The following is a 19348-nucleotide window of genomic DNA, read 5'->3' on the forward strand; positions in this document are numbered from 1 at the left end:
TCCTGTCACAGGAGTCTTTCATGACACGCATGACGCGACACCTAGCCCTGTGGATGTTCCTGACGCTGGCGGTTTTCGCCGGTCAGTCCGCCATGGCGCAGGAGTTGCCGGACTTCACCGGTCTGGTGGAAGACGCTGCTCCGGCGGTGGTCAACATTTCCACCTCGCGCGAAGTGGAAACCCGCAACATGCCGTTCGGCCAGTTCGGTGGGCAGGAACTGCCGGACATCTTCAAGCACTTCTTCGGTGAGCGTTTCGGTGATCAGATGCCGATGCCGCCCGGGGCCCATGGCCGCAGCGAGGAGCGTCGTTCGCTCGGTTCGGGTTTCATCATCAGCGAGGACGGCTACATCATGACCAATGCCCATGTGGTCAAGGGAGCCGATGAGATCCTCGTGCGTCTCAACGACAGTCGCGAACTGGAAGCCGAGCTGGTCGGTGCCGATACCAAGACCGATGTCGCCGTGCTCAAGGTCGATGCCGACAACCTGCCGACGCTGACCCTGGGAGACTCCGAGGATCTGAAAGTGGGGCAGTGGGTTGCCGCCATCGGCTCGCCCTTCGGTCTGGACCACTCGGTAACCTCCGGGATCATCAGTGCCATCAACCGGACCCTGCCGCGGGATGTCTATGTGCCCTTCATCCAGACGGATGTGGCGATCAATCCGGGCAACTCCGGTGGGCCGCTGTTCAATCTGGATGGCGAAGTGATCGGCATCAACTCGCAGATCTTCACTCGCAGTGGTGGTTACATGGGGCTTTCCTTCGCCATTCCGATCGATGTAGCGATGGATGTGGCGGATCAACTGCGCAATGATGGCTCGGTGAGTCGAGGCTGGCTAGGCGTGATGATCCAGCCGGTGTCCCGCGAGCTGGCCGACTCCTTCGGCATGGACAAGCCCGAAGGGGCGCTGGTCGCCGACCTCGATCCCGAAGGACCGGCCGCACGTGATGGCCTGGAAGCCGGCGATGTCATCCTCGAGGTGAATGGCCAGACCGTGGATCGCTCCAGCACCCTGCCGCGCCTGGTCGGGGGCGTATCGCCGGGCGAGGATGTCGACCTCGCAGTAATGCGCAATGGCGAGCGCCGGACCGTGACGGTGACCGTCGGCGACTGGCCGGATGCGCAGAAGACTGACAGTGGGCAGGGCGATACTTCGCCGGCACGCCTGGGGCTCGCGGTCCAGCCGCTGGAGAGTGGCCAGCACGACGAGGCCATCGACAATGGCGTGCGTGTGGTCGATGTCGACCCCAGGGGCGTCGCCGCCGATGCGGGTATCCGTGCCGGCGATATCCTGGTCAGCATCGGTGAGCATGCGGTGGAAAGCCCCGAGCAGCTCAGCGAGTTGATCGGCGAGCTGCCCGAGGAGCGCTCGGTGCCGGTGCGTCTGTACCGCAATGGTCATTCCTACTATGTGGCGTTGCGCCTGGCGCAGGAGTAACAGGGGGACTTCCCCGCTCCGTCACGGCACGATGTGACCCGCGACCCGACGGCCTCGACCGTCGGGTCGCTGTATCTAGCCGGCGCATCCCGCTACAATGCCGCCATCTCACACGACGCGTCGGCCCGATACGATTGACACAGGCTGCATCCGCACGCGTTCATGAAACGGATTACCTTGAATGGCAGATATCGATAACCGTAAAGTAATCAACGGGATACGGAATTTCTCGATCATTGCGCACATCGACCATGGCAAGTCGACCCTGGCCGATCGCCTGATCCAGACCTGCGGTGGACTCACCGAGCGCGAGCTCAAGGAACAGGTCCTCGACTCGATGGACCTCGAGCGTGAGCGAGGCATCACCATCAAGGCCCAGTCGGTGACGCTCGACTATCACGCCCAGGATGGCAACGTCTATCAGCTCAACTTCATCGATACGCCCGGGCACGTCGATTTCTCCTATGAGGTGTCCCGCTCGCTGTATGCCTGCGAGGGGGCGTTGCTGGTGGTGGATGCCGCCCAGGGTGTCGAGGCCCAGTCGGTGGCCAACTGTTACACGGCCATCGAGCAGGGGCTCGAGGTCCTGCCGGTGCTCAACAAGATGGATCTGCCCCAGGCCGATCCGGCCAAGGTGGGCGAAGAGATCGAAGAGATCATCGGTCTGGACGCCACCGATGCCTGCCAGGTATCCGCCAAGAGCGGCCTGGGCATCGACGCCTTGCTGGAACGCCTGGTGCGCGACATTCCGCCGCCCAAGGGCGATCCCGACAAGCCCCTGCAGGCGCTGATCATCGACTCCTGGTTCGACAACTACCTCGGTGTGGTGTCGCTGGTACGCATCTTCGACGGCACTCTGAAGAAGAGCGACAAGATCCGCATCACCTCGACCGGCCGTGACTGGCTGGCCACCGAGGTCGGCATCTTCACGCCACAGCGCCGCCAGACTGGTGTGCTGCGTGCCGGCGAGGTGGGCTTCGTGGTCGCCGGTATCAAGGACATCCAGGGTGCGCCGGTGGGCGATACCATCACCCATGCCAAGACGCCGGACGTGAAACGGCTGCCGGGCTTCCAGAAGGTCAAGCCCCAGGTCTACGCCGGCATGTTCCCGGTCAGTTCCGATGACTACGAGGACTTCCGCGACGCCCTGGAGAAGCTGGCGCTCAACGACGCTTCCCTGGATTACGAGCCGGAAAACTCCGATGCCATGGGCTTCGGTTTCCGGGTCGGTTTCCTCGGTACCCTGCACATGGAGATCGTCCAGGAGCGGCTCGAGCGTGAATACGATCTGGATCTGCTGACCACGGCGCCGACCGTGGTCTATGAGCTTGTCATGAAGAATGGCGAGATGCGTTATGTCTCCAATCCTTCCAAGCTGCCCGACATGGCCGATGTGGAGGAAATGCGCGAGCCCGTCGTGCGTGCCAGCATCCTGGTGCCGCAGGATTTCGTCGGCAATGTCATCGCCGAGTGCGAGCAGCGGCGTGGCACCCAGCTGGACATGCTGTTTCTGGGCAGCCAGATCCAGTTGACCTACGAGCTGCCCATGTCCGAGGTGGTGATGGACTTCTTCGATCGCCTGAAGTCCATCTCCAAGGGGTATGCCTCGCTCGAGTACAACTTCGAGCGTTTCGAAGCGGCCAACCTGTCGCGTCTCGATGTGCTGATCAATGGCGACCGTGTCGATGCCCTGGCGGTGATCATCCATCGCGACCATGCGCATTCGCGGGGGCGGATCCTGGTCGAGAAGATGAAGGAACTGATTCCCCGGCAGATGTTCGATGTCGCCATCCAGGCGGCGATCGGTGGCCAGGTCGTGGCGCGCTCCACCGTCAAGGCACTGCGCAAGAACGTGACCGCCAAGTGTTACGGCGGCGACACGACCCGCAAGAAGAAGCTGCTCGAGAAGCAGAAGGCGGGCAAGAAACGCATGAAGCAGGTCGGCCGGGTGGAGATTCCCCAGGAAGCCTTCCTTGCCGTGCTCAAGGTGAACGACTAGGGAAGGACGGAGACAATGGATTTTGCACTTCTGCTGGTGGTAGCGGTGGCGGTCACCGGGGTGGTCTGGTTGCTCGACCTGGTCTGGTGGCGTCCGGCGCGTCGCGCGCGCTTGACCGCCAGCGCCGAGGCCGGCACGACCGAGGGGATCGATCCGGCGGCGCGGGAGAAAGCGCTAAAGGATCCCTGGCCGGTGGACTATGCCCGTTCGTTCTTCCCTGTGTTGCTCGTGGTGCTGCTGCTGCGCAGCTTCCTGGTCGAGCCGTTTCAGATCCCCTCGGGCTCGATGCGACCGACGCTGGAGGTGGGTGACTTCATCCTCGTCAACAAGTTTGCCTATGGCTTGAGGCTGCCCGTCATCAATACCAAGGTCGTCGAGCTGGGAGAGCCTGAGCGCGGCGATGTCATGGTCTTCCGCTTTCCCGAGGACCCGTCGGTGAACTTCATCAAGCGTGTGGTCGGCCTGCCGGGCGATCATATTCGCTACGAGGACAAGCAGCTCTACGTCAATGGCGAACCGGTGCCCAAGCACCTGCTGGAAGCAGGCCCCGAGGGGGAGCCCGGCGAGTTGTTGATGGAAGAGCAACTGGGCGGGGTGACCCACGATATCTACAATAATCCTCGTGACCCGGGCCCGCAGGTACGTGAGCTCGTGGTCCCGGAGGACCACTACTTCGCCATGGGAGACAACCGCGACCACTCCAATGACAGTCGTTACTGGGGATTCGTCCCGGAGGAGAACGTCGTGGGCAAGGCCTTCGCGGTGTGGATGCACTGGGATGGCGGTCTGCCGAGCTTTACTGATGTGCGTGGTATCCATTGAGATGCCGGGAACGGCATCGCTGTCATGATATAGCAGGAGCTTCGTGAGCAATTCCCTCGATATTTTCAGCCGCCGCATCGGGCACTGTTTTGCCCAGCCCGAGCTGCTAGAACTGGCCATGACCCATCGCAGTTATGGCGGTCGCAACAACGAACGCCTGGAGTTCCTCGGCGATTCCATCGTCAACTTCGTCATCGCCGAGGATCTCTTTCAGCGTTTCCCGCAGGCGCGGGAAGGGCAGCTGTCGCGTCTGCGTGCCCGGCTGGTCAAGGGCCAGACCCTGGCCGAGCTGGCCCGGGAAATGGAGTTCGGCGAATGCCTTCGCCTGGGATCGGGTGAAATGAAGAGCGGCGGTCATCGCCGCGACTCGATACTGGCCGATGCCGTGGAAGCGGTGATCGGTGCCATCTATCTGGACGCCGGCATGGATACCGCGCGAACGCGGGTGTTGTCCTGGTTCGCCGAGCGGCTGGAGACCATCAATCTCCAGGACACCCAGAAGGATCCCAAGACCCGCCTGCAGGAGTTCCTGCAGTCCCGGCAGGTTTCGCTGCCCCGGTACGAAGTGATCTCCGTGGAAGGCGAGGCCCATGCCCAGACCTTCACTGTCGAATGCCATGTGGAGATGCTCGACGAGCACACCCTGGGCATCGGCTCCAGTCGACGACACGCCGAACAGCAGGCCGCCGAACAGGCCCTGTCGAAGCTCGAGAAGAGGGGGCCGCGCGCATGACCCAGACCTGTGGTTTCGTGGCAATCGTCGGACGGCCGAATGTCGGCAAGTCGACATTGATGAATCATATTCTCGGACAGAAGATCTCGATCACCTCGCGGCGTCCGCAGACGACGCGCCATCAGGTGATGGGTATCAAGACCGAGGGAGATGCCCAGTTCATCTATGTCGATACGCCGGGCATCCACCTGCTCGAGAAGGATCGCAACAAGGCGATCAACCGCTTCATGAATCAGGCTGCCACCCAGGCCCTGCGTGACGTGGACTGCGTGATCTTCATCATCGATCGCACTCGCTGGACCGCCGAGGACCAGGTGGTCCTGGAGCGGCTGGCCACGGTCAAGGCGCCGGTGATTCTGGCGGTGAACAAGGTCGACCGAATCAACGACAAGTCGAGCCTGTTGCCCTGGCTCGAAGACGTGAGCGGACGTCGCGAATTTGCCGCCATCGTGCCGGTCGCCGCCAAGCATGGCACCAATGTGGCCGAGCTCGAGGCCGAGGTTGCCAAATACCTCCCCGAGAGCGTGCACTACTTCCCCGACGACCAGGTGACCGATCGCAGCCTGCGTTTCCTGGCGGCGGAACTGGTGCGCGAGAAGATCATGCGTCAGTTGGGCGATGAACTTCCCTACCAGATGACCGTCGAGATCGAGGAATTCAAGGAAGAGGACAAGGTCACGCACATCAGCGCCCTGATCATGGTGGAGCGGCAGGGTCAGAAGAAGATCCTGATCGGTGATCGCGGCGAGCGGATCAAGAAGATCGGACGCGATGCCCGGCTCGAACTGGAACGGGTGGTCGGCACCAAGGTCATGCTCAATCTCTGGGTCAAGGTCAAGCGGGGCTGGTCCGACGACGACAGGGCATTGAAGAGCCTCGGCTATGATTTAGACTGACGTCGAGCTTCGAGCTTCGAGCTTCGAGCTTCGAGCTTCGAGCTTCGAGCTTCGAGCTTCGAGCTGCGGGTTCCGAGCCTCGAGAGTCGAGCAGGGCGTAGCAGGCTTGAAGCTGCGAACCCTGGGGGGAGGTTGTCGGGGTTCGCATCTCGTATCTCGCCGCTCGTATGCTTCGGGGGTGGGGTTCGCATCTCGTATCTCGCCGCTCGTATGTTTCGGGGGTGGGGTTCGAATCTCGTGTCTCGCCGCTCGTCTGCTCCGGAGCTCGCAGCTCGCATTCTTCCCGCTTCTGGCTCGGCCCGAACGGCGATTCTCCTGACGGCGTCCCATGACTCCTGAACCGGCCTACCTGCTGCACAAGCGTCCCTATCGCGAGACCAGCGCTCTGGTCGAGTTGCTGACGTTCCACCATGGACGCGTTCGAGCCGTGGCACGCGGTGTGCAGCGTCCGGGAAGTCGTCTGCGTGCCGTGCTCCAGCCATTTGCCCCCTTGCATGTCACCTGGAGCGGTAGCGGGGATCTCAAGCGCCTGGGCCTGATGGAAAGTCAGGGGGCGGCGGCCATGCTCGCCGGCGAGGGGCTGCTCTGCGGGTTATACGCCAATGAGTTGCTGGCCCGGTTGCTGCCGGTCGAGTTGCCGGTCGATGACGTCTTCGCCTTCTATACCGCGGCCCTTGACGCCTTGCCGCATCCGGAGGGGCGGGCCGGGGTGCTGCGACGCCTGGAACTTTCCCTGCTCGAGGCGCTGGATGCCGAGCCCCGGTTCGTCGGCCCCGATAGCCAGGCGCTGGACCCGCAGACACGCTATGTCTTCGATACCGCCTCACGAGCCTTCGTCCCCGGTGAGCGGGGGATCGATGGGCGCACTCTCAAGCTGCTCGCGACGGGGGACTGGAGTGCCCCCGGTCTTGCCGGACCGGCCAAGGCGGTGATGCGCGCGGCCCTGGCGCCCCTGCTGGGCAACCGGCCGCTGCGTTCGCGGGAATTGATGCGTCAGCTCGCCGAACGCCGGACCCGCCAAGCTTGAAGAGCGGCGCTTCGCGCCTGGAAGCTTGAAGCTGGAAGAAAGGCTTGCGGCATATGTGGGTGGTAACATGCTGTTTTCCAGCTTCCAGCTTCCAGCTTCCAGCTTCCAGCTTCCAGCTCACTGAAGGAGATCGTCATGCACCACCCCCCCCGCATTCTGCTCGGTGTCAACATCGACCATGTCGCCACGCTGCGCCAGGCGCGTGGCACGCGTTATCCCGATCCGGTCCAGGCGGCCTTGCTGGCCGAGGAGGCCGGTGCCGATGGCATCACCGTCCATCTGCGCGAAGATCGTCGCCATATCCAGGAGCGTGACGTTCGTCTGCTGGCCGAGGTGCTCAATACGCGCATGAATCTGGAGATGGCTGTCACCGAGGCGATGGTGACGTTTGCCGAGGAGATCCGTCCGGCCCATGTCTGCCTGGTGCCCGAGAAGCGTGAGGAGTTGACCACCGAAGGTGGCCTCGATGTGGCGGGTGGCCTGGAGGCCGTGAGCGATGCCTGTCGGCGGCTGGCGGCGATCGACTGTGATGTCTCGCTGTTCATCGACCCGGTTCCGGAGCAGGTCGAGGCGGCCGCGAAGACGGGAGCGCCGACGATCGAGCTGCACACCGGTGCCTATGCCGAGGCGAGCGGTGAGGCGGCCCGCCAGGAACATGCCCGCCTGGTGGCGGCCGCCGAGATGGCCGCCGAACTCGGTCTGATCGTCAACGCCGGCCATGGCCTGAATTATCACAATGTCGAGGCCATTGCGGCGATCCCCGGCATTCATGAGCTCAATATCGGCCATGCCCTGGTGGCTCGGGCGCTCTTCGTCGGCCTCAAGGAGGCGGTAGCGGAGATGAAGCGGCTGGCGATTGCCGGTCAGGAGGCGGGGCTGCTGGCCGAGCTCGATGAGCATGACCACGAGCATGACGACGAGGGTTGTTGCGGCGCATGATCATCGGGATCGGTACCGATATTGCCCGGGTGGCACGCTTCGAGCGTGCCATCGAACGCCATGGCGAGCGTTTTGTCACTCGGCTGCTGGGCGAGGATGAGCGTTCGGATTTTCACGGCCGGGGAGGGGCGGCGAACTATCTGGCCAAGCGCTTCGCCGCCAAGGAAGCCTTCGTCAAGGCATTGGGCACCGGGCTGCGTCACGGCATGCGCTGGACCGAGATCCAGGTGGTCAATGATGCGCTGGGGCGGCCCGCCCTGCGATTGTCGGGTCGGGCCGAGGAGCTGGCCACGGCCTCGGGGGTCGGTGCCCTTCATGTATCGCTGTCGGATGAGGCCGAATTCGCCGTGGCCTTCGTGGTGCTGGAGGCATGATGGCTGCCCCGGGCGCGCAGACCTTCCATGGCGGCGTAGAGGTCCGGCAGCAGCGGCTCCACGGCATTGATGCCGCGTGACCGCAGTCGGGTCTCGAGCGTCTCCACCAGCAGGGCCAGGCGTGGCACGCCACAGTAGCGGCAGGCCCCGTTGAGAGCATGGATGGCATCGAGCAGTGCCTCGTCATCGCCTCGTTCGGCGGCGTCGCGGATATCCACTTCGGTGTCCTCCAGCGAGGCGATCAACTGATCGAGCAGTTGCCGGGCCAGTGCCTCGCGACCGCCTGCGAGGCGAGTCCCGAGGGCCAGATCGACCTCGGCCAATTCGGCGTCCTCCGTACGGATGGCGCGTGACGAAGCGGCCGGCTCGGTAGTATCGGACTCGATATCTGCCCCGAGGTGATGGCGTATCAACTGGGATAGCTGGGCGGTGTCGATCGGCTTTTCCAGCATGCCATCCAGGCCGTTGTCCAGCAGGTCACGGCGCTGATTGTCCTGGACGTGGGCGGTGACGGCGATCACCGGAAGATGACGCCAATGCCCCCCGAGACGCCGGAGCGCGCGGGTGGTTTCCACGCCATCCATGCCCTGCATGCGAATATCCATCAAGACCAGGTCGAAGGTGGTGTGCCGAGCCAGGGTGAGGGCTTCCTCGCCACTGGCGGCCAGGCTGACCTCGAGCCCGGCGCTCTGGATCAGTTCCTTGAGCAGTAGTCGGTTGGATTCGGTATCGTCCACGCAGAGGAGGTGCCAGGGGCGCGACTCGCTGTCGCGGGATGTCACGGCATTCGTCTGCGCCACCCGGGCGCGGGGTATCGTCGACTGGCGAGTCCGACGAATCGCGTCGGCCAGGCTGCGGCGCGACAGCGGTTTGCTCAGGATCTCGCCGCCATGGGGCAAGGGGGGATCGTCGGGGAGGTCGGGAGGACTGGCGTTGACCATCAACAGGGCGGGGCAGTCGAGGCGTGCCAGTTGGTCCCGCCAGCCGGTCAAGGATTCGTCATGCAGCTCTTCGGTGCTCAGGCCGATCAGGGCCAGCTCGGCGTTGCCGGTCCCGGCATCCTCGATCTCGAGGGGACGGCCGCCCCAGCGTGACACGAGATGACGCAAGGCGCGCCGGGTCGTGATGTGAGGTTCCACGAGCACCACGCCAGCACCTGCCAGGTCCAGTTCGCGAGGGCGCTCGCTTGTGCCGTCTCCGCTCAAGGGCAGCGTGAAGGAGAAGGTCGAGCCCTGGTCGGGAGTACTGTCTACGTTGATCGTTCCCCCCATCTGTTCGACGAGCTGGCGACAGATGGCCAGCCCCAGGCCCGTGCCGCCGAAGTGGCGTTGATGACTGGCTTCGCCCTGGCGGAAGGCGTCGAAGAGTTGCCGCTGGCATGCCTGTGACAGGCCGATGCCGGTGTCGCTGACCGAGACGTTCAGGGTGGTCTGGTTCTGGGAGACGTCCTCCACCGAGACACGTACGATGACCTCGCCCCGGTCGGTGAACTTGACGGCATTGTGGACCAGATTGGTCAGGACCTGTCGGATGCGCAGCGGGTCGCCGACCAGTTACCTCGGGGACGTCGTCATACACCAGGCCGAGCAGTTGCAGGTCTTTCTGCTGCGCCTGCGGCGCCTGGAGGCCCAGGACTTCATCGACCAGGGCGACCATGTCCAGCGGTCGATGTTCCAGTTCCAGCCGGCCGGCCTCGATCTTGGAGAAATCGAGGACATCGTTGACCAGCATCAGGAGGTTGTCGCAGGCGCGCCGGACGTGGTCCAGCCATTCGCGCTGCCGTGTGTTCAATTCCGAGCGGTGCAGCAGGCGGCAGAAGCCGATGATACCGTTGAGGGGCGTGCGGATCTCATGGCTCATGTTGGCCAGAAACTCCGACTTGGCGCGATTGGCCTGCAGGGCGCGTCGGTGTGCCAGGTCGAGCTCGATGTTCTGGACCTCGATGGTTTCCATGGACTCCTGCAACTCCTGGGTGGCCTGTTCGACCTGGGTCTGCAGATCGTCATGGGCGGAGGCAAGATGGTCCCTGAGGGTGTTGAGCCGTTGCACGAGCTGGGTGAGCTCGGTCTCGCCGGGCAGGGGCAGCGGGTCGGGTGTCATGCCGGCGGCCAGGCGCGAGAGGTTTTCGCTGGCGTCCTCGAGGGGCTGGCCGAGTCGGCGGGCCGTCGAGTAGGCGACCAGGAACAACAGCAGTCCGGTAAGCAACAGCAAGAGCCCCCCGCTGGCCAACTGGCGATAAAAGGCCAATGGCAGCGCCGAGGCATCGATATCGAGGAGCAGGCGTGCATCAGCCGTCGATAACGGCAGACGCAGTCGCCAATGGGTGCCGTCTTTTACCAGTGGGGCATCGCCGGCGAGAAGGTCGGCGGGCATATCGCGCAGTCGCCCCAGCTCCAGCGATGCATTGCCCTCGGTATCCTGGATGGCCAGGGCCCGGACCTCGTCGAGTTCGAGCAGCCGAGAGGCGACGGATGTCAGGCGGGGGTGGCGATTTTCGGTCAACGCCTCGTCAAGTTCGGGTGTCAGCATCCGGGCGGTCTGGGTCAGATGCTTGGCGAGTTGCCGATGATGGTGCCGATCATCCACTTCGGCCACTGCGATGACGAGCAACGCCAGCAGGGTCAGTGGCAGGACGAGAATACAGAGCATCAGGCGTGTCTTGAAGGACATCGGCGCGCCTCGCGAAGGGAGTGTCGTGGCCCAGTATGCCACAGGCGGGGCGCATGCCTGTCCAGTACGGACGGCCAAGGATATAATGTGTTACAGACTTTTCCATAAGGAAGGCTGCATGCAATTCCCCACCCTGGAGGACACCATCGGTCATACGCCGCTGGTTCGTCTCAAGCGCATCACCGCTGGGCGCAACAATACGCTGCTGGCGAAGCTCGAGGGCAATAACCCTGCCGGCTCGGTGAAGGATCGGCCGGCGCTGTCGATGCTCGAACAGGCCGAAATGCGTGGCAGCATCGCGCCCGGGGACACCCTGGTCGAGGCCACGTCCGGCAATACCGGGATCGCGCTGGCGATGGCCGCTGCCATCAAGGGTTACCGGATGGTGCTGATCATGCCGGAAAGTGCCTCGAGCGAACGCAAGCAAGCCATGGCGGCCTATGGCGCCAGGCTCATCGAGGTCAGCAAGGAAGGGGGCATGGAGGAAGCCCGCGACCTGGCCGAGGCGATGATCGCCCGGGGCGAGGGTAAGCCGCTCGACCAGTTCGCCAATCCCGACAACCCCTTGGCCCACTACCGGACCACCGCATCGGAGCTGTGGGAACAGACCGGTGGCACCATCACTCATTTCGTCAGTTCGATGGGCACCACCGGCACCATCATGGGCGTGTCGCAGCGACTCAAGGAATACAATCCCGAGGTGGAGATCGTTGGCCTGCAACCCGAGGATGGCGCCAGTATCGCCGGCATCCGTCGCTGGCCGGAAGCCTACCTGCCGAGCATCTTCGATGCCTCGCGGGTCGACAAGGTGCTGGATATCGGTCAGTACGAGGCGGAGGAGCACATGCGTCGCCTGGCCCGGGAAGAGGGCATATTCGCCGGCGTCTCTTCCGGGGGCGCACTGGCTGGCGCGCTGCGCGTCGCCGAGACAGTCGAGAATGCCGTGATCGTCTTCATCGTCTGCGATCGCGGGGATCGCTACCTGTCCACCGGCCTGTTCGCCCCGGAGATCTGAGGTGACGGGACTCGGCAAGCGTCGGCCCGCACGGTCGCGTTCCGGTGTCTCCGGCCTGCAGGAGCGTCGAAACTCGAAGAGTGTCGACCGTTCCGGCGTTTCGGAAGGTACCCGCGAGCTCGAGATCCAGGGGCTGGCCCACGATGGCCGTGGCGTGACGCGTGACGCCGACGGCAAGACCGTCTTCGTCGAGGGAGCGCTGCCCGGTGAGCGGGTGCTGGCTCGTGTGCACCGCAGCCGCAAGCGTTTCGATGAGGCCCATGTCGGCGAAATCGTCGAGGCCTCGGCGTCGCGTGTCGAACCGCCCTGCCCGCACTACGGCAGCTGTGGCGGGTGCGATCTGCAGCATCTTTCGCTCGAGGCGCAGCGTGATCACAAGCGTGAGGTGCTGCGCGAGCTGCTGGCGCGGCAGGGTATCGAAGTGCCCGACGCGATCTCCCTGCTGGCCGATGCCGGCGAGGGATACCGTCGCCGTGCTCGGATCGGCGTGCGTGTCGACAGCGGTGGCCGCGTGCGCCTGGGCTTTCGTGCCCGGCACAGTCACCGGCTGGTGGATCTGGACGACTGCCCGGTGCTGCTGCCGGCACTGGCGGCGTTGCTGGGTCCGCTGCGCGAACAGGTTGAAAGCCTCGAGGCACCGCGCCATGTCGGCCATCTGGAGCTGCTGGCCAGCGACGACGCCGTGACCCTGGTGGTGCGTCAGTTGCGCGAGCACGTCGCCGATCAACGCCGTTGGCGGGACTTCGCCGAGTCGCATTGCCTGAACCTGGGCGTCTGGCTGGGGCGCGAAGCGCCACGTTTCGAGTGGCTGACGGCCACGCCGGCGTTGCATTGCCGCCTGACGGCGGGACAGCGTACGCTCACCCTGGGGCTCGAGCCGAGCGACTTCCTTCAGGCCAACGAGGCCGTCAACCAGCGCATGGTCGACACCGCATTGGCGTGGCTGTCGCCGTGGTTGCCGACATCAGCATCGGGAACGCGGGTGCTGGACCTGTTCGCCGGTATCGGTAACTTCAGCCTGCCGCTGGCGACCCGGGGGGCCGAGGTCACGGCGGTGGAGGGCAGCGCGGCGATGGTCGAGCGCCTGTCGGACAACGCCGCGCGCAACGAGCTGTCGGTGACGGCGCAACAGGCCGACCTCAACGATGACGAGGCCTGCCGACGACTGCTGGAGGCTGCCATGCCCGAGGTGCTGGTCCTGGACCCGCCCCGTAGCGGTGCCGAAGCGTTGTGCCGTCAACTGGCGGAACACTCGGTGCCTCGGGTGCTCTACATTTCCTGCGACCCGGCGACCCTGGCCAGGGACGCGGCCTGGCTCGTGTCCGCCGGTTATGTCGTCAGGCGAGGCGCGGTGGCCGACATGTTCGCTCATACCTCACATCTCGAATCCATGCTGCTGCTCGAGCATCCGGACTCGGCGCGGCGGTGGCAAGGAGCGTCAACCGATGGTTAAAGTGCGGGAAGACCAGCCGTTAGGTCCCGATGGGCGGGTCGATATCGGGCGTTGGGTCGAACGCCTCGAGGAAGACGTCAAGTTGCGTGCGCCCGACGAGATGCGCGCGGCCTGTGATATCGCCCAGCGGCTGGAACTGGAATCCGAGCGTCCCCACAAGGCCTGGCTCAAGGATGGCTCGAGCTTTCGCATGGGGCTCGAGATGGCCGATATCCTGGGTGAACTGCGCCTCGACCAGCCGGCACTGGAAGCGGCGGTGCTGTACCGCGCCGTGCGTGAGCGGCTGATCGGCCTTGAAGAGGTCGAAAAGCGCTTCGGTGGCGAAGTGGCCAGCTTGATCGATGGCGTACTGCAGATGGCCGCCATCAGCCCCACGCAGATGCCGACCCAGGGCCTCAGCCAGCACGATCAGCAGGACAACCTGCGCAAGATGCTGGTCAACATGATCGACGATGTGCGGGTGGCGCTGATCAAGATCAGCGAGCGCACCTGCGCGCTGCGCCAGGTACGTGATGCGCCGCGGGAGAAGCGCCTTCAGGTGGCCCGCGAGGTCTTCGATATCTATGCACCGCTGGCGCATCGACTGGGCATCGGCCATCTCAAGTGGGAACTCGAGGATCTGTCGTTCCGCTACCTGCACGAGGACGACTACAAGGCCATCGCCCGCCAGTTGGCCGAGAAACGCCTGGATCGCGACCGCTACATCCATGATGTGGTCGAGACGTTGAAGTCGTTGATGGATGCCCAGGGCATTCACCATCAGGTGGATGGCCGGGCCAAGCACATCTACTCGATCTGGCGGAAGATGAAGCGCAAGCGGATCGACTTCTCCCAGGTCCACGATATCCGCGCGGTGCGTATCCTGGTGCCCGATGTCAGCGATTGCTATGCGGTGCTCGGCATCGTGCATTCGCGCTGGCACCACGTGCCCAACGAGTTCGACGACTATATCGCCAACCCCAAGAAGAATGGCTATCAGTCGCTGCACACCGCGGTCTTCGGCCCGGAAGGCAAGGTGCTGGAGATCCAGATCCGTACCTTCGCCATGCACGAGGAGGCCGAGCTCGGGGTGTGCGCCCACTGGCGCTACAAGGGCCACGATACCAGTGCGCGCAGTGCCAGTTACGAGGAGAAGATCGCCTGGTTGCGTCAGGTGCTGGAGTGGCAGGAAGACGTCGGCGACTTCGGCGACCTGCGCGAGGGGCTTTCCAGCGATGTGGCGCCGGATCGTATCTATGTCTTCACCCCGGACGGCCATGTCATCGATCTACCGCGGGTCGCGACGCCCATCGACTTCGCCTACCGCGTGCATACCGAGGTCGGCCATCGCTGTCGCGGGGCCAAGGTCAACGGGCGTATCGTGCCCTTGACCTACCGGTTGAATACCGGCCAGCAGGTCGAGATCCTCACCGCCAGCAAGGGCGGCCCCAGCCGCGACTGGCTCAATCCCAGCCTCGGCTATGTCTGCACCTCGCGGGCCCGGGCCAAGATCCAGTCCTGGTTCAAGCATCAGGCAAGGGACCGCAACCTTGAGGAGGGGCGGGCGCTGTTCGACCGTGAGATGAAGCGGCTCGACGTGGAGGACATGGACCTGACCCGGTTGGCCAACAAGGTCAACTATAACGGTCCCGATGACATGTATGCCGCCCTGGGGGCCGGTGATCTGCGTATTGGCCAGGTCCTGCACCAGGCCCAGCAGCTGTTCGGCGAGAGCGATGGTCAGGAGCAGCTCGACAAGCTGCTGGCCAAGCCGCGTCGATCCGCGGACAAGGGAGACGGCGGCGATATCACCGTGCTTGGCGTCGGCAATCTCAAGACCAGCATGGCCAACTGCTGCCATCCGGTTCCCGGCGAGGCCATTGTCGGCTTCATTACGCAGGGGCGGGGAGTCACCGTGCATCGCCAGGACTGTCCGAACATCCTGCAGTTGAACCTCGATGAGCCGCAGCGAGTGATCGAAGTGGAATGGGGTGAGCGGGCGCGTACCCAGTACCCGGTGGACATCGAGGTCCAGGCCTGGGATCGCTCGGGACTCTTGCGTGACGTCACCGCCGTGCTCAGCAATGATCGGGTCAATGTGCTGTCGGTCAATACCCTGACTGATACCGACGATGGCATCGCCCGCATGGCCATCACCGTCGAGGTCGACGGCCTGGAAACCCTGGGACGACTGTTCTCGCGTATTCAGCAATTGCCCAATGTCATTGAGGTACGCCGCCTGCGCTCGGGGGGCAAGGACAAGATCAAGGGCAGCAGCAAGCGTGGAGGCAAGCGTTCATGAGCCGGCAACGCCACGATATCGACGACCTGCTGACGCTCATGGCGGTGCTGCGCGATCCCGAACAGGGGTGTCCCTGGGACGTCAAGCAGGACTGGGACAGCATCGTGCCGCATACCCTGGAAGAAGCCTACGAGGTGGCCGATGCCATCGAGCGTCGTGCCTTTGACGAGCTGCCCGGGGAACTCGGCGACCTCTTGTTCCAGGTGATCTACTATAGTCAGTTCGGTGCCGAGCAGGAGCGGTTCGACTTTCATGATGTCGTCCACGTCCTGACCGCCAAGATGCTCCAGCGGCATCCCCATGTGTTCCCGGATGGCACCCTGGCATCGCGTCGCCAGGGCGTCAGTGCCGCCGAGGTACAGACCCGACAGGTCAAGTCCCGCTGGGAGGCGCTGAAGGCCGAGGAGCGCGATGCTCGCGAGGCCCGTTCGGTACTCGACGATGTGCCGCTGAACCTGCCGGCGTTGTCCCGGGCCGCCAAGCTTTCCAAGCGTGCGGCCCGGGTCGGCTTCGACTGGCCCGACTCGCGTGGCGTGATCGACAAGCTGCGCGAGGAACTCGACGAGGTCGCCGAAGCCCTGGAGGAGGGGGATCACGAGCACGTCCGAGAAGAAGTCGGGGACCTGCTGTTTGCCACCGTCAACCTGGCCCGGACGCTCGATGCCGACCCGGAGCGCTGTCTGCGCGCCACCAACGCCAAGTTCGAGCGGCGGTTCCGCCATGTCGAGTCGGCACTGGCCGAGGAGGGCGTACCGCTCGCCGAGGCCGGACTGGCCCGGATGGAGCGCCACTGGGACGTCGCCAAGCAACAAGAAACCACACCAATGTCTTCGTCGAAAGGAGAGTCTCGATCATGAGTCACGACCTGCACGAATCACTGCGCGACAATGTCCGAATCCTGGGGGATAGCCTGGGGCGCACCATTGCCGATGACCTTGGGCAGGGGTTCGTCGACCGCATCGAGACGATCCGTGGACTCGCCAAGCGCGGGCGCCAGGGCGAGGCCGATGGACGTCGTGAGCTGATCGAGTACCTGAGGCAGTTGCCCGACAGAGAATTGCTGCCGGTGACACGGGCCTTCAACCAGTTCCTCAACCTGGCCAATATTGCCGAACAGCACTATCGCGCGCGTTTCCGTCGGGTCGAGGACTACAAGCCGGGCAGCCAGCCGGTGCTGGGGGAGTTGCTCGAACGTGCCCGCGGTGAAGGGCACTCGCCGCGCAAGCTGGTGGAAAGCCTGGCCAACATGCGCGTGGAGCTGGTGCTTACCGCGCATCCCACCGAAGTCATCCGACGTACCCTGATCCAGAAGTACGACGCCATCGATGACTGCCTGACCGCCATCGAGTCCTCGTCGGACTATCCCGAGCGTGGTGCCCGGGCCAAGGGGCGTCTCGAAGAACTGATCGGCCAGGCCTGGCACACCGACGAGATTCGCCACGAGCGCCCCACGCCGGTCGACGAGGCCAAGTGGGGCTTCGCGGTGATCGAGAACTCCTTGTGGCAGGCGGTGCCGGACTTCCATCGCGATCTGGACAACCTGTTGCTCGATACGGCCGGCGAGCGTCTCCCGCTAGATGCCGCGCCGATCCGCTTTGCCTCCTGGATGGGCGGCGATCGCGACGGTAACCCCAACGTCACTTCCCGGGTCACCCGCGAGGTCCTGCTGCTGGGGCGCTGGATGGCCGCCGACCTCTATCTGCGCGATCTCGATCAGCTCAAGACCGAGCTGTCGATGTGGAAGGCCAACAGTGCGCTCAAGGCCGAGGTCGGTGACGTCGCCGAGCCCTATCGCGAGCTGCTCAAGCGCCTGCTGGCGCGCGTCGAAGCCACCCGCGACTGGGCCAAGGCCCAGCTCGATGGCAAGAGCCATGATGGCGGGCCGATCATCGAGACCCGGGATCAGCTCTATGCGCCGCTGCTGACCTGCTATCGCTCGCTGTGCGACGTCGGGCTGGACACCATCGCCAACGGCGTGCTGCTCGACACCCTGCGCCGGGTGGCGGTATTCGGCGTGACCCTGACCAAGCTTGATCTGCGCCAGGAGGCCAGTCGTCATGAACAGGTCATGGAGGAACTCACCGACGGGCTGGGGCTCGGCCACTACAGCGAGTGGGATGAAGAACAGCGTCAGGAATTCCTGCTCGCCGAGCTGGCCTCGCGTCGCCCCCTGATTCCCCGGCGCTGGGAGTGCTCAGCGGAGAGCCGCGAGGTGCTCGATACCTTCCGGGTCTCGGCCGGCGAACATGCCGAGGCACTCGGCACCTATATCATCTCGATGGCCGCGCAGCCCTCGGACGTACTCGCCGTGGCCCTGTTGATGAAAGAGGTCGGCGGTGATGCCAAGCTGCCCATCGCGCCGCTGTTCGAGACCCTCGACGACCTCAACCGGGCGGGCGACGTCATCGACCGCCTGCTGGCCCTGCCCGGCTATCGCGAGCTGGCGGGGGACCGTCAGGAGGTGATGATCGGCTACTCCGACTCGGCCAAGGATGCGGGTCAGCTGGCGGCCGCCTGGGCCCAGTATCGCGCCCAGGAGACGCTGGTCGACGTATGCCGGGGTCACGGTGTCGACCTGACGTTGTTCCACGGTCGTGGCGGCACCGTGGGGCGTGGCGGTGGCCCGGCTCACGCCGCCATTCTGTCGCAACCGCCGGGGTCGGTGAACGGTAGCCTGCGGGTGACCGAGCAGGGCGAGATGATCCGCTTCAAGTTCGGTCAGCCCGAGATCGCCCTGCGCTCCATGGAGATCTACGCCTGCGCGGTCCTGGAAGCCTCGTTGCTGCCGCCGCCCACGCCGGAGCCGGCCTGGCGGGAAGAGATGGATCGCCTGGCGGAGGTGGCGCATGGCGCCTATGTGGGCGTGGTGCGCGAGGATCCCGACTTCGTGCCCTATTTCCGCTCGGTGACGCCCGAAAGCGCCCTGGGCCGCTTGCCGCTCGGCTCGCGACCGGCCAAGCGACGTCAGGAAGGCGGGGTGGAGACGCTACGAGCGATTCCCTGGATCTTCGCCTGGACCCAGACCCGTCTGATGCTGCCGGCCTGGCTGGGCAGCGGCGAAGCCTTCGTGAAACGCCTGGAGGACGACGGCGGCCTGGCGGTGCTGCGCGACATGCGCGATCGCTGGCCTTTCTTCGGCACCTACCTGGAAATGCTCGAGATGCTGCTGGCCAAAGCCGATGTCAGCATCGCCGCCTACTACGAGCATCGCCTGGTGGACGAGCCGGCGCTGGAGGCCCTGGGCGAGCGGCTGCGTGAACGCTTCGGTCGCCTGCATCAGTCCGTGCTGGAGATCCTCGATCAGCAGGAGCTGCTCGAGAACACCCCCTTGATCCGCCAGGCCGTGGAAGTGCGCAACCCCTATATCGACCCGTTGCATGGGTTGCAGGCCGAGCTGCTGCAGCGTAACCGGGACGCAGATGGCGCCATCAGCGCCGACCTGTCGCGCGCCCTGATGGTGACCATGGCCGGCATCGCCGCCGGGCTGCGCAACACGGGCTAAAGCTCGAAGAACGCGGCTGGCGCCGCTGGAAGCTTGAAGCTGGACGGGCTTCGCCCGGAGCTGTAAGCCGTAAGCTTGAAGCGGGAAGAAAAACCCTTGACCCGAGAGGGGCTGGGGTTACGCTGCCTTCGAGCTTCGAGCTTCGAGCTTCGAGCTTCGAGCTTCGAGCTTCGAGCTTCGAGCTTCGAGCTTCGA

The 19348-nt window shown here is 64.5% G+C and carries 14 protein-coding genes and 1 pseudogene; 13 read left to right on the forward strand and 2 right to left on the reverse strand.

Translation table 11 applies throughout. The features are described from left to right. The first annotated feature begins 20 nt into the window (after positions 1-20). The 8 genes from LU493_RS17655 (at position 21) to acpS (ending at position 8232) form a co-directional block, all read left to right on the forward strand. Positions 21-1442 (forward strand): DegQ family serine endoprotease, encoded by a 1422-nt coding sequence (locus LU493_RS17655; protein ID WP_275289122.1) that lies wholly within the window; start codon positions 21-23, stop codon positions 1440-1442. A 181-nt stretch (positions 1443-1623) separates the two neighbouring features. Beyond that, positions 1624-3441, forward strand: coding sequence for a translation elongation factor 4 (gene lepA / locus LU493_RS17660; RefSeq protein ID WP_275289123.1), 1818 nt, complete (start codon positions 1624-1626; stop codon positions 3439-3441). Between the two features lie 15 nt (positions 3442-3456). After that, on the forward strand, positions 3457-4263 hold the full coding sequence (lepB, locus tag LU493_RS17665; protein ID WP_275289124.1) for a signal peptidase I: 807 nt from the start codon (positions 3457-3459) through the stop codon (positions 4261-4263). Between the two features lie 43 nt (positions 4264-4306). Then, entirely contained in the window at positions 4307-4996 is a 690-nt protein-coding gene (rnc, locus tag LU493_RS17670) for a ribonuclease III (RefSeq protein WP_275289125.1), read from the forward strand. Beyond that, positions 4993-5892, forward strand: a complete 900-nt coding sequence (era, locus tag LU493_RS17675) for a GTPase Era (protein ID WP_275289126.1) — start codon at positions 4993-4995, stop codon at positions 5890-5892. Before rnc ends, era begins: the two co-directional genes overlap by 4 nt. Before the next feature lie 328 nt (positions 5893-6220). Further along, complete coding sequence (gene recO / locus LU493_RS17680; protein WP_275289127.1) at positions 6221-6919, forward strand: DNA repair protein RecO; 699 nt, start codon at positions 6221-6223, stop codon at positions 6917-6919. Positions 6920-7054: 135 nt separating this feature from the next. After that, a complete protein-coding gene (gene pdxJ, locus LU493_RS17685; RefSeq protein WP_275289128.1) occupies positions 7055-7858 on the forward strand; it encodes a pyridoxine 5'-phosphate synthase in 804 nt (267 codons plus the stop codon). Then, complete coding sequence (gene acpS, locus LU493_RS17690; protein WP_275289129.1) at positions 7855-8232, forward strand: holo-ACP synthase; 378 nt, start codon at positions 7855-7857, stop codon at positions 8230-8232. Before pdxJ ends, acpS begins: the two co-directional genes overlap by 4 nt. On the opposite strand, the gene LU493_RS17695 is transcribed toward acpS, so the two are convergent. Both LU493_RS17695 and LU493_RS19990 read right to left on the reverse strand, forming a co-directional pair. After that, positions 8172-9785, reverse strand: a complete 1614-nt coding sequence (locus LU493_RS17695; protein WP_343076103.1) for an ATP-binding protein — start codon at positions 9783-9785, stop codon at positions 8172-8174. The two genes, acpS and LU493_RS17695, sit on opposite strands and share 61 nt — an antisense overlap. A 193-nt stretch (positions 9786-9978) precedes the next feature. Further along, a pseudogene (locus LU493_RS19990) lies at positions 9979-10902 on the reverse strand (histidine kinase dimerization/phospho-acceptor domain-containing protein); the annotation flags it as partial. Positions 10903-11020: 118 nt separating this feature from the next. Here LU493_RS19990 and cysM point away from each other — a divergent pair. From cysM to ppc, 5 genes are read left to right on the forward strand one after another with little or no spacing between them, the layout of a single operon-like run. Next, entirely contained in the window at positions 11021-11917 is an 897-nt protein-coding gene (cysM, locus tag LU493_RS17705; RefSeq protein WP_275289130.1) for a cysteine synthase CysM, read from the forward strand. Position 11918: 1 nt separating this feature from the next. After that, complete coding sequence (locus LU493_RS17710) at positions 11919-13370, forward strand: methyltransferase domain-containing protein (RefSeq protein WP_275289131.1); 1452 nt, start codon at positions 11919-11921, stop codon at positions 13368-13370. After that, the gene (gene relA, locus LU493_RS17715; RefSeq protein WP_275289132.1) at positions 13363-15651 is read left to right on the forward strand and encodes a GTP diphosphokinase; all 2289 of its coding nucleotides are present in this window, start codon (positions 13363-13365) and stop codon (positions 15649-15651) included. The genes LU493_RS17710 and relA overlap by 8 nt, the downstream gene beginning before the upstream one ends. Beyond that, positions 15648-16508, forward strand: a complete 861-nt coding sequence (gene mazG / locus LU493_RS17720) for a nucleoside triphosphate pyrophosphohydrolase (protein ID WP_275289133.1) — start codon at positions 15648-15650, stop codon at positions 16506-16508. The genes relA and mazG overlap by 4 nt, the downstream gene beginning before the upstream one ends. Next, positions 16505-19153: a phosphoenolpyruvate carboxylase gene (ppc, locus tag LU493_RS17725; protein ID WP_275289134.1), complete on the forward strand. Its 2649-nt coding sequence runs from the start codon at positions 16505-16507 to the stop codon at positions 19151-19153. Before mazG ends, ppc begins: the two co-directional genes overlap by 4 nt. Positions 19154-19348: the final 195 nt, after the last annotated feature.

The organism is Halomonas elongata (assembly GCF_029081005.1).
GTDB classification, from domain to species: domain Bacteria; phylum Pseudomonadota; class Gammaproteobacteria; order Pseudomonadales; family Halomonadaceae; genus Halomonas; species Halomonas elongata_B.

Coding starts and splice junctions, on each gene's coding strand:
- cysM (WP_275289130.1), top strand. CDS start 11,021: ATGCAATTCCCCACCCTGGAGGACACCATCGGTCATACGCCGCTGGTT.
- ppc (WP_275289134.1), top strand. CDS start 16,505: ATGAGTCACGACCTGCACGAATCACTGCGCGACAATGTCCGAATCCTG.
- acpS (WP_275289129.1), top strand. CDS start 7,855: ATGATCATCGGGATCGGTACCGATATTGCCCGGGTGGCACGCTTCGAG.
- LU493_RS17655 (WP_275289122.1), top strand. CDS start 21: ATGACACGCATGACGCGACACCTAGCCCTGTGGATGTTCCTGACGCTG.
- era (WP_275289126.1), top strand. CDS start 4,993: ATGACCCAGACCTGTGGTTTCGTGGCAATCGTCGGACGGCCGAATGTC.
- relA (WP_275289132.1), top strand. CDS start 13,363: ATGGTTAAAGTGCGGGAAGACCAGCCGTTAGGTCCCGATGGGCGGGTC.
- pdxJ (WP_275289128.1), top strand. CDS start 7,055: ATGCACCACCCCCCCCGCATTCTGCTCGGTGTCAACATCGACCATGTC.
- lepB (WP_275289124.1), top strand. CDS start 3,457: ATGGATTTTGCACTTCTGCTGGTGGTAGCGGTGGCGGTCACCGGGGTG.
- lepA (WP_275289123.1), top strand. CDS start 1,624: ATGGCAGATATCGATAACCGTAAAGTAATCAACGGGATACGGAATTTC.
- recO (WP_275289127.1), top strand. CDS start 6,221: ATGACTCCTGAACCGGCCTACCTGCTGCACAAGCGTCCCTATCGCGAG.
- mazG (WP_275289133.1), top strand. CDS start 15,648: ATGAGCCGGCAACGCCACGATATCGACGACCTGCTGACGCTCATGGCG.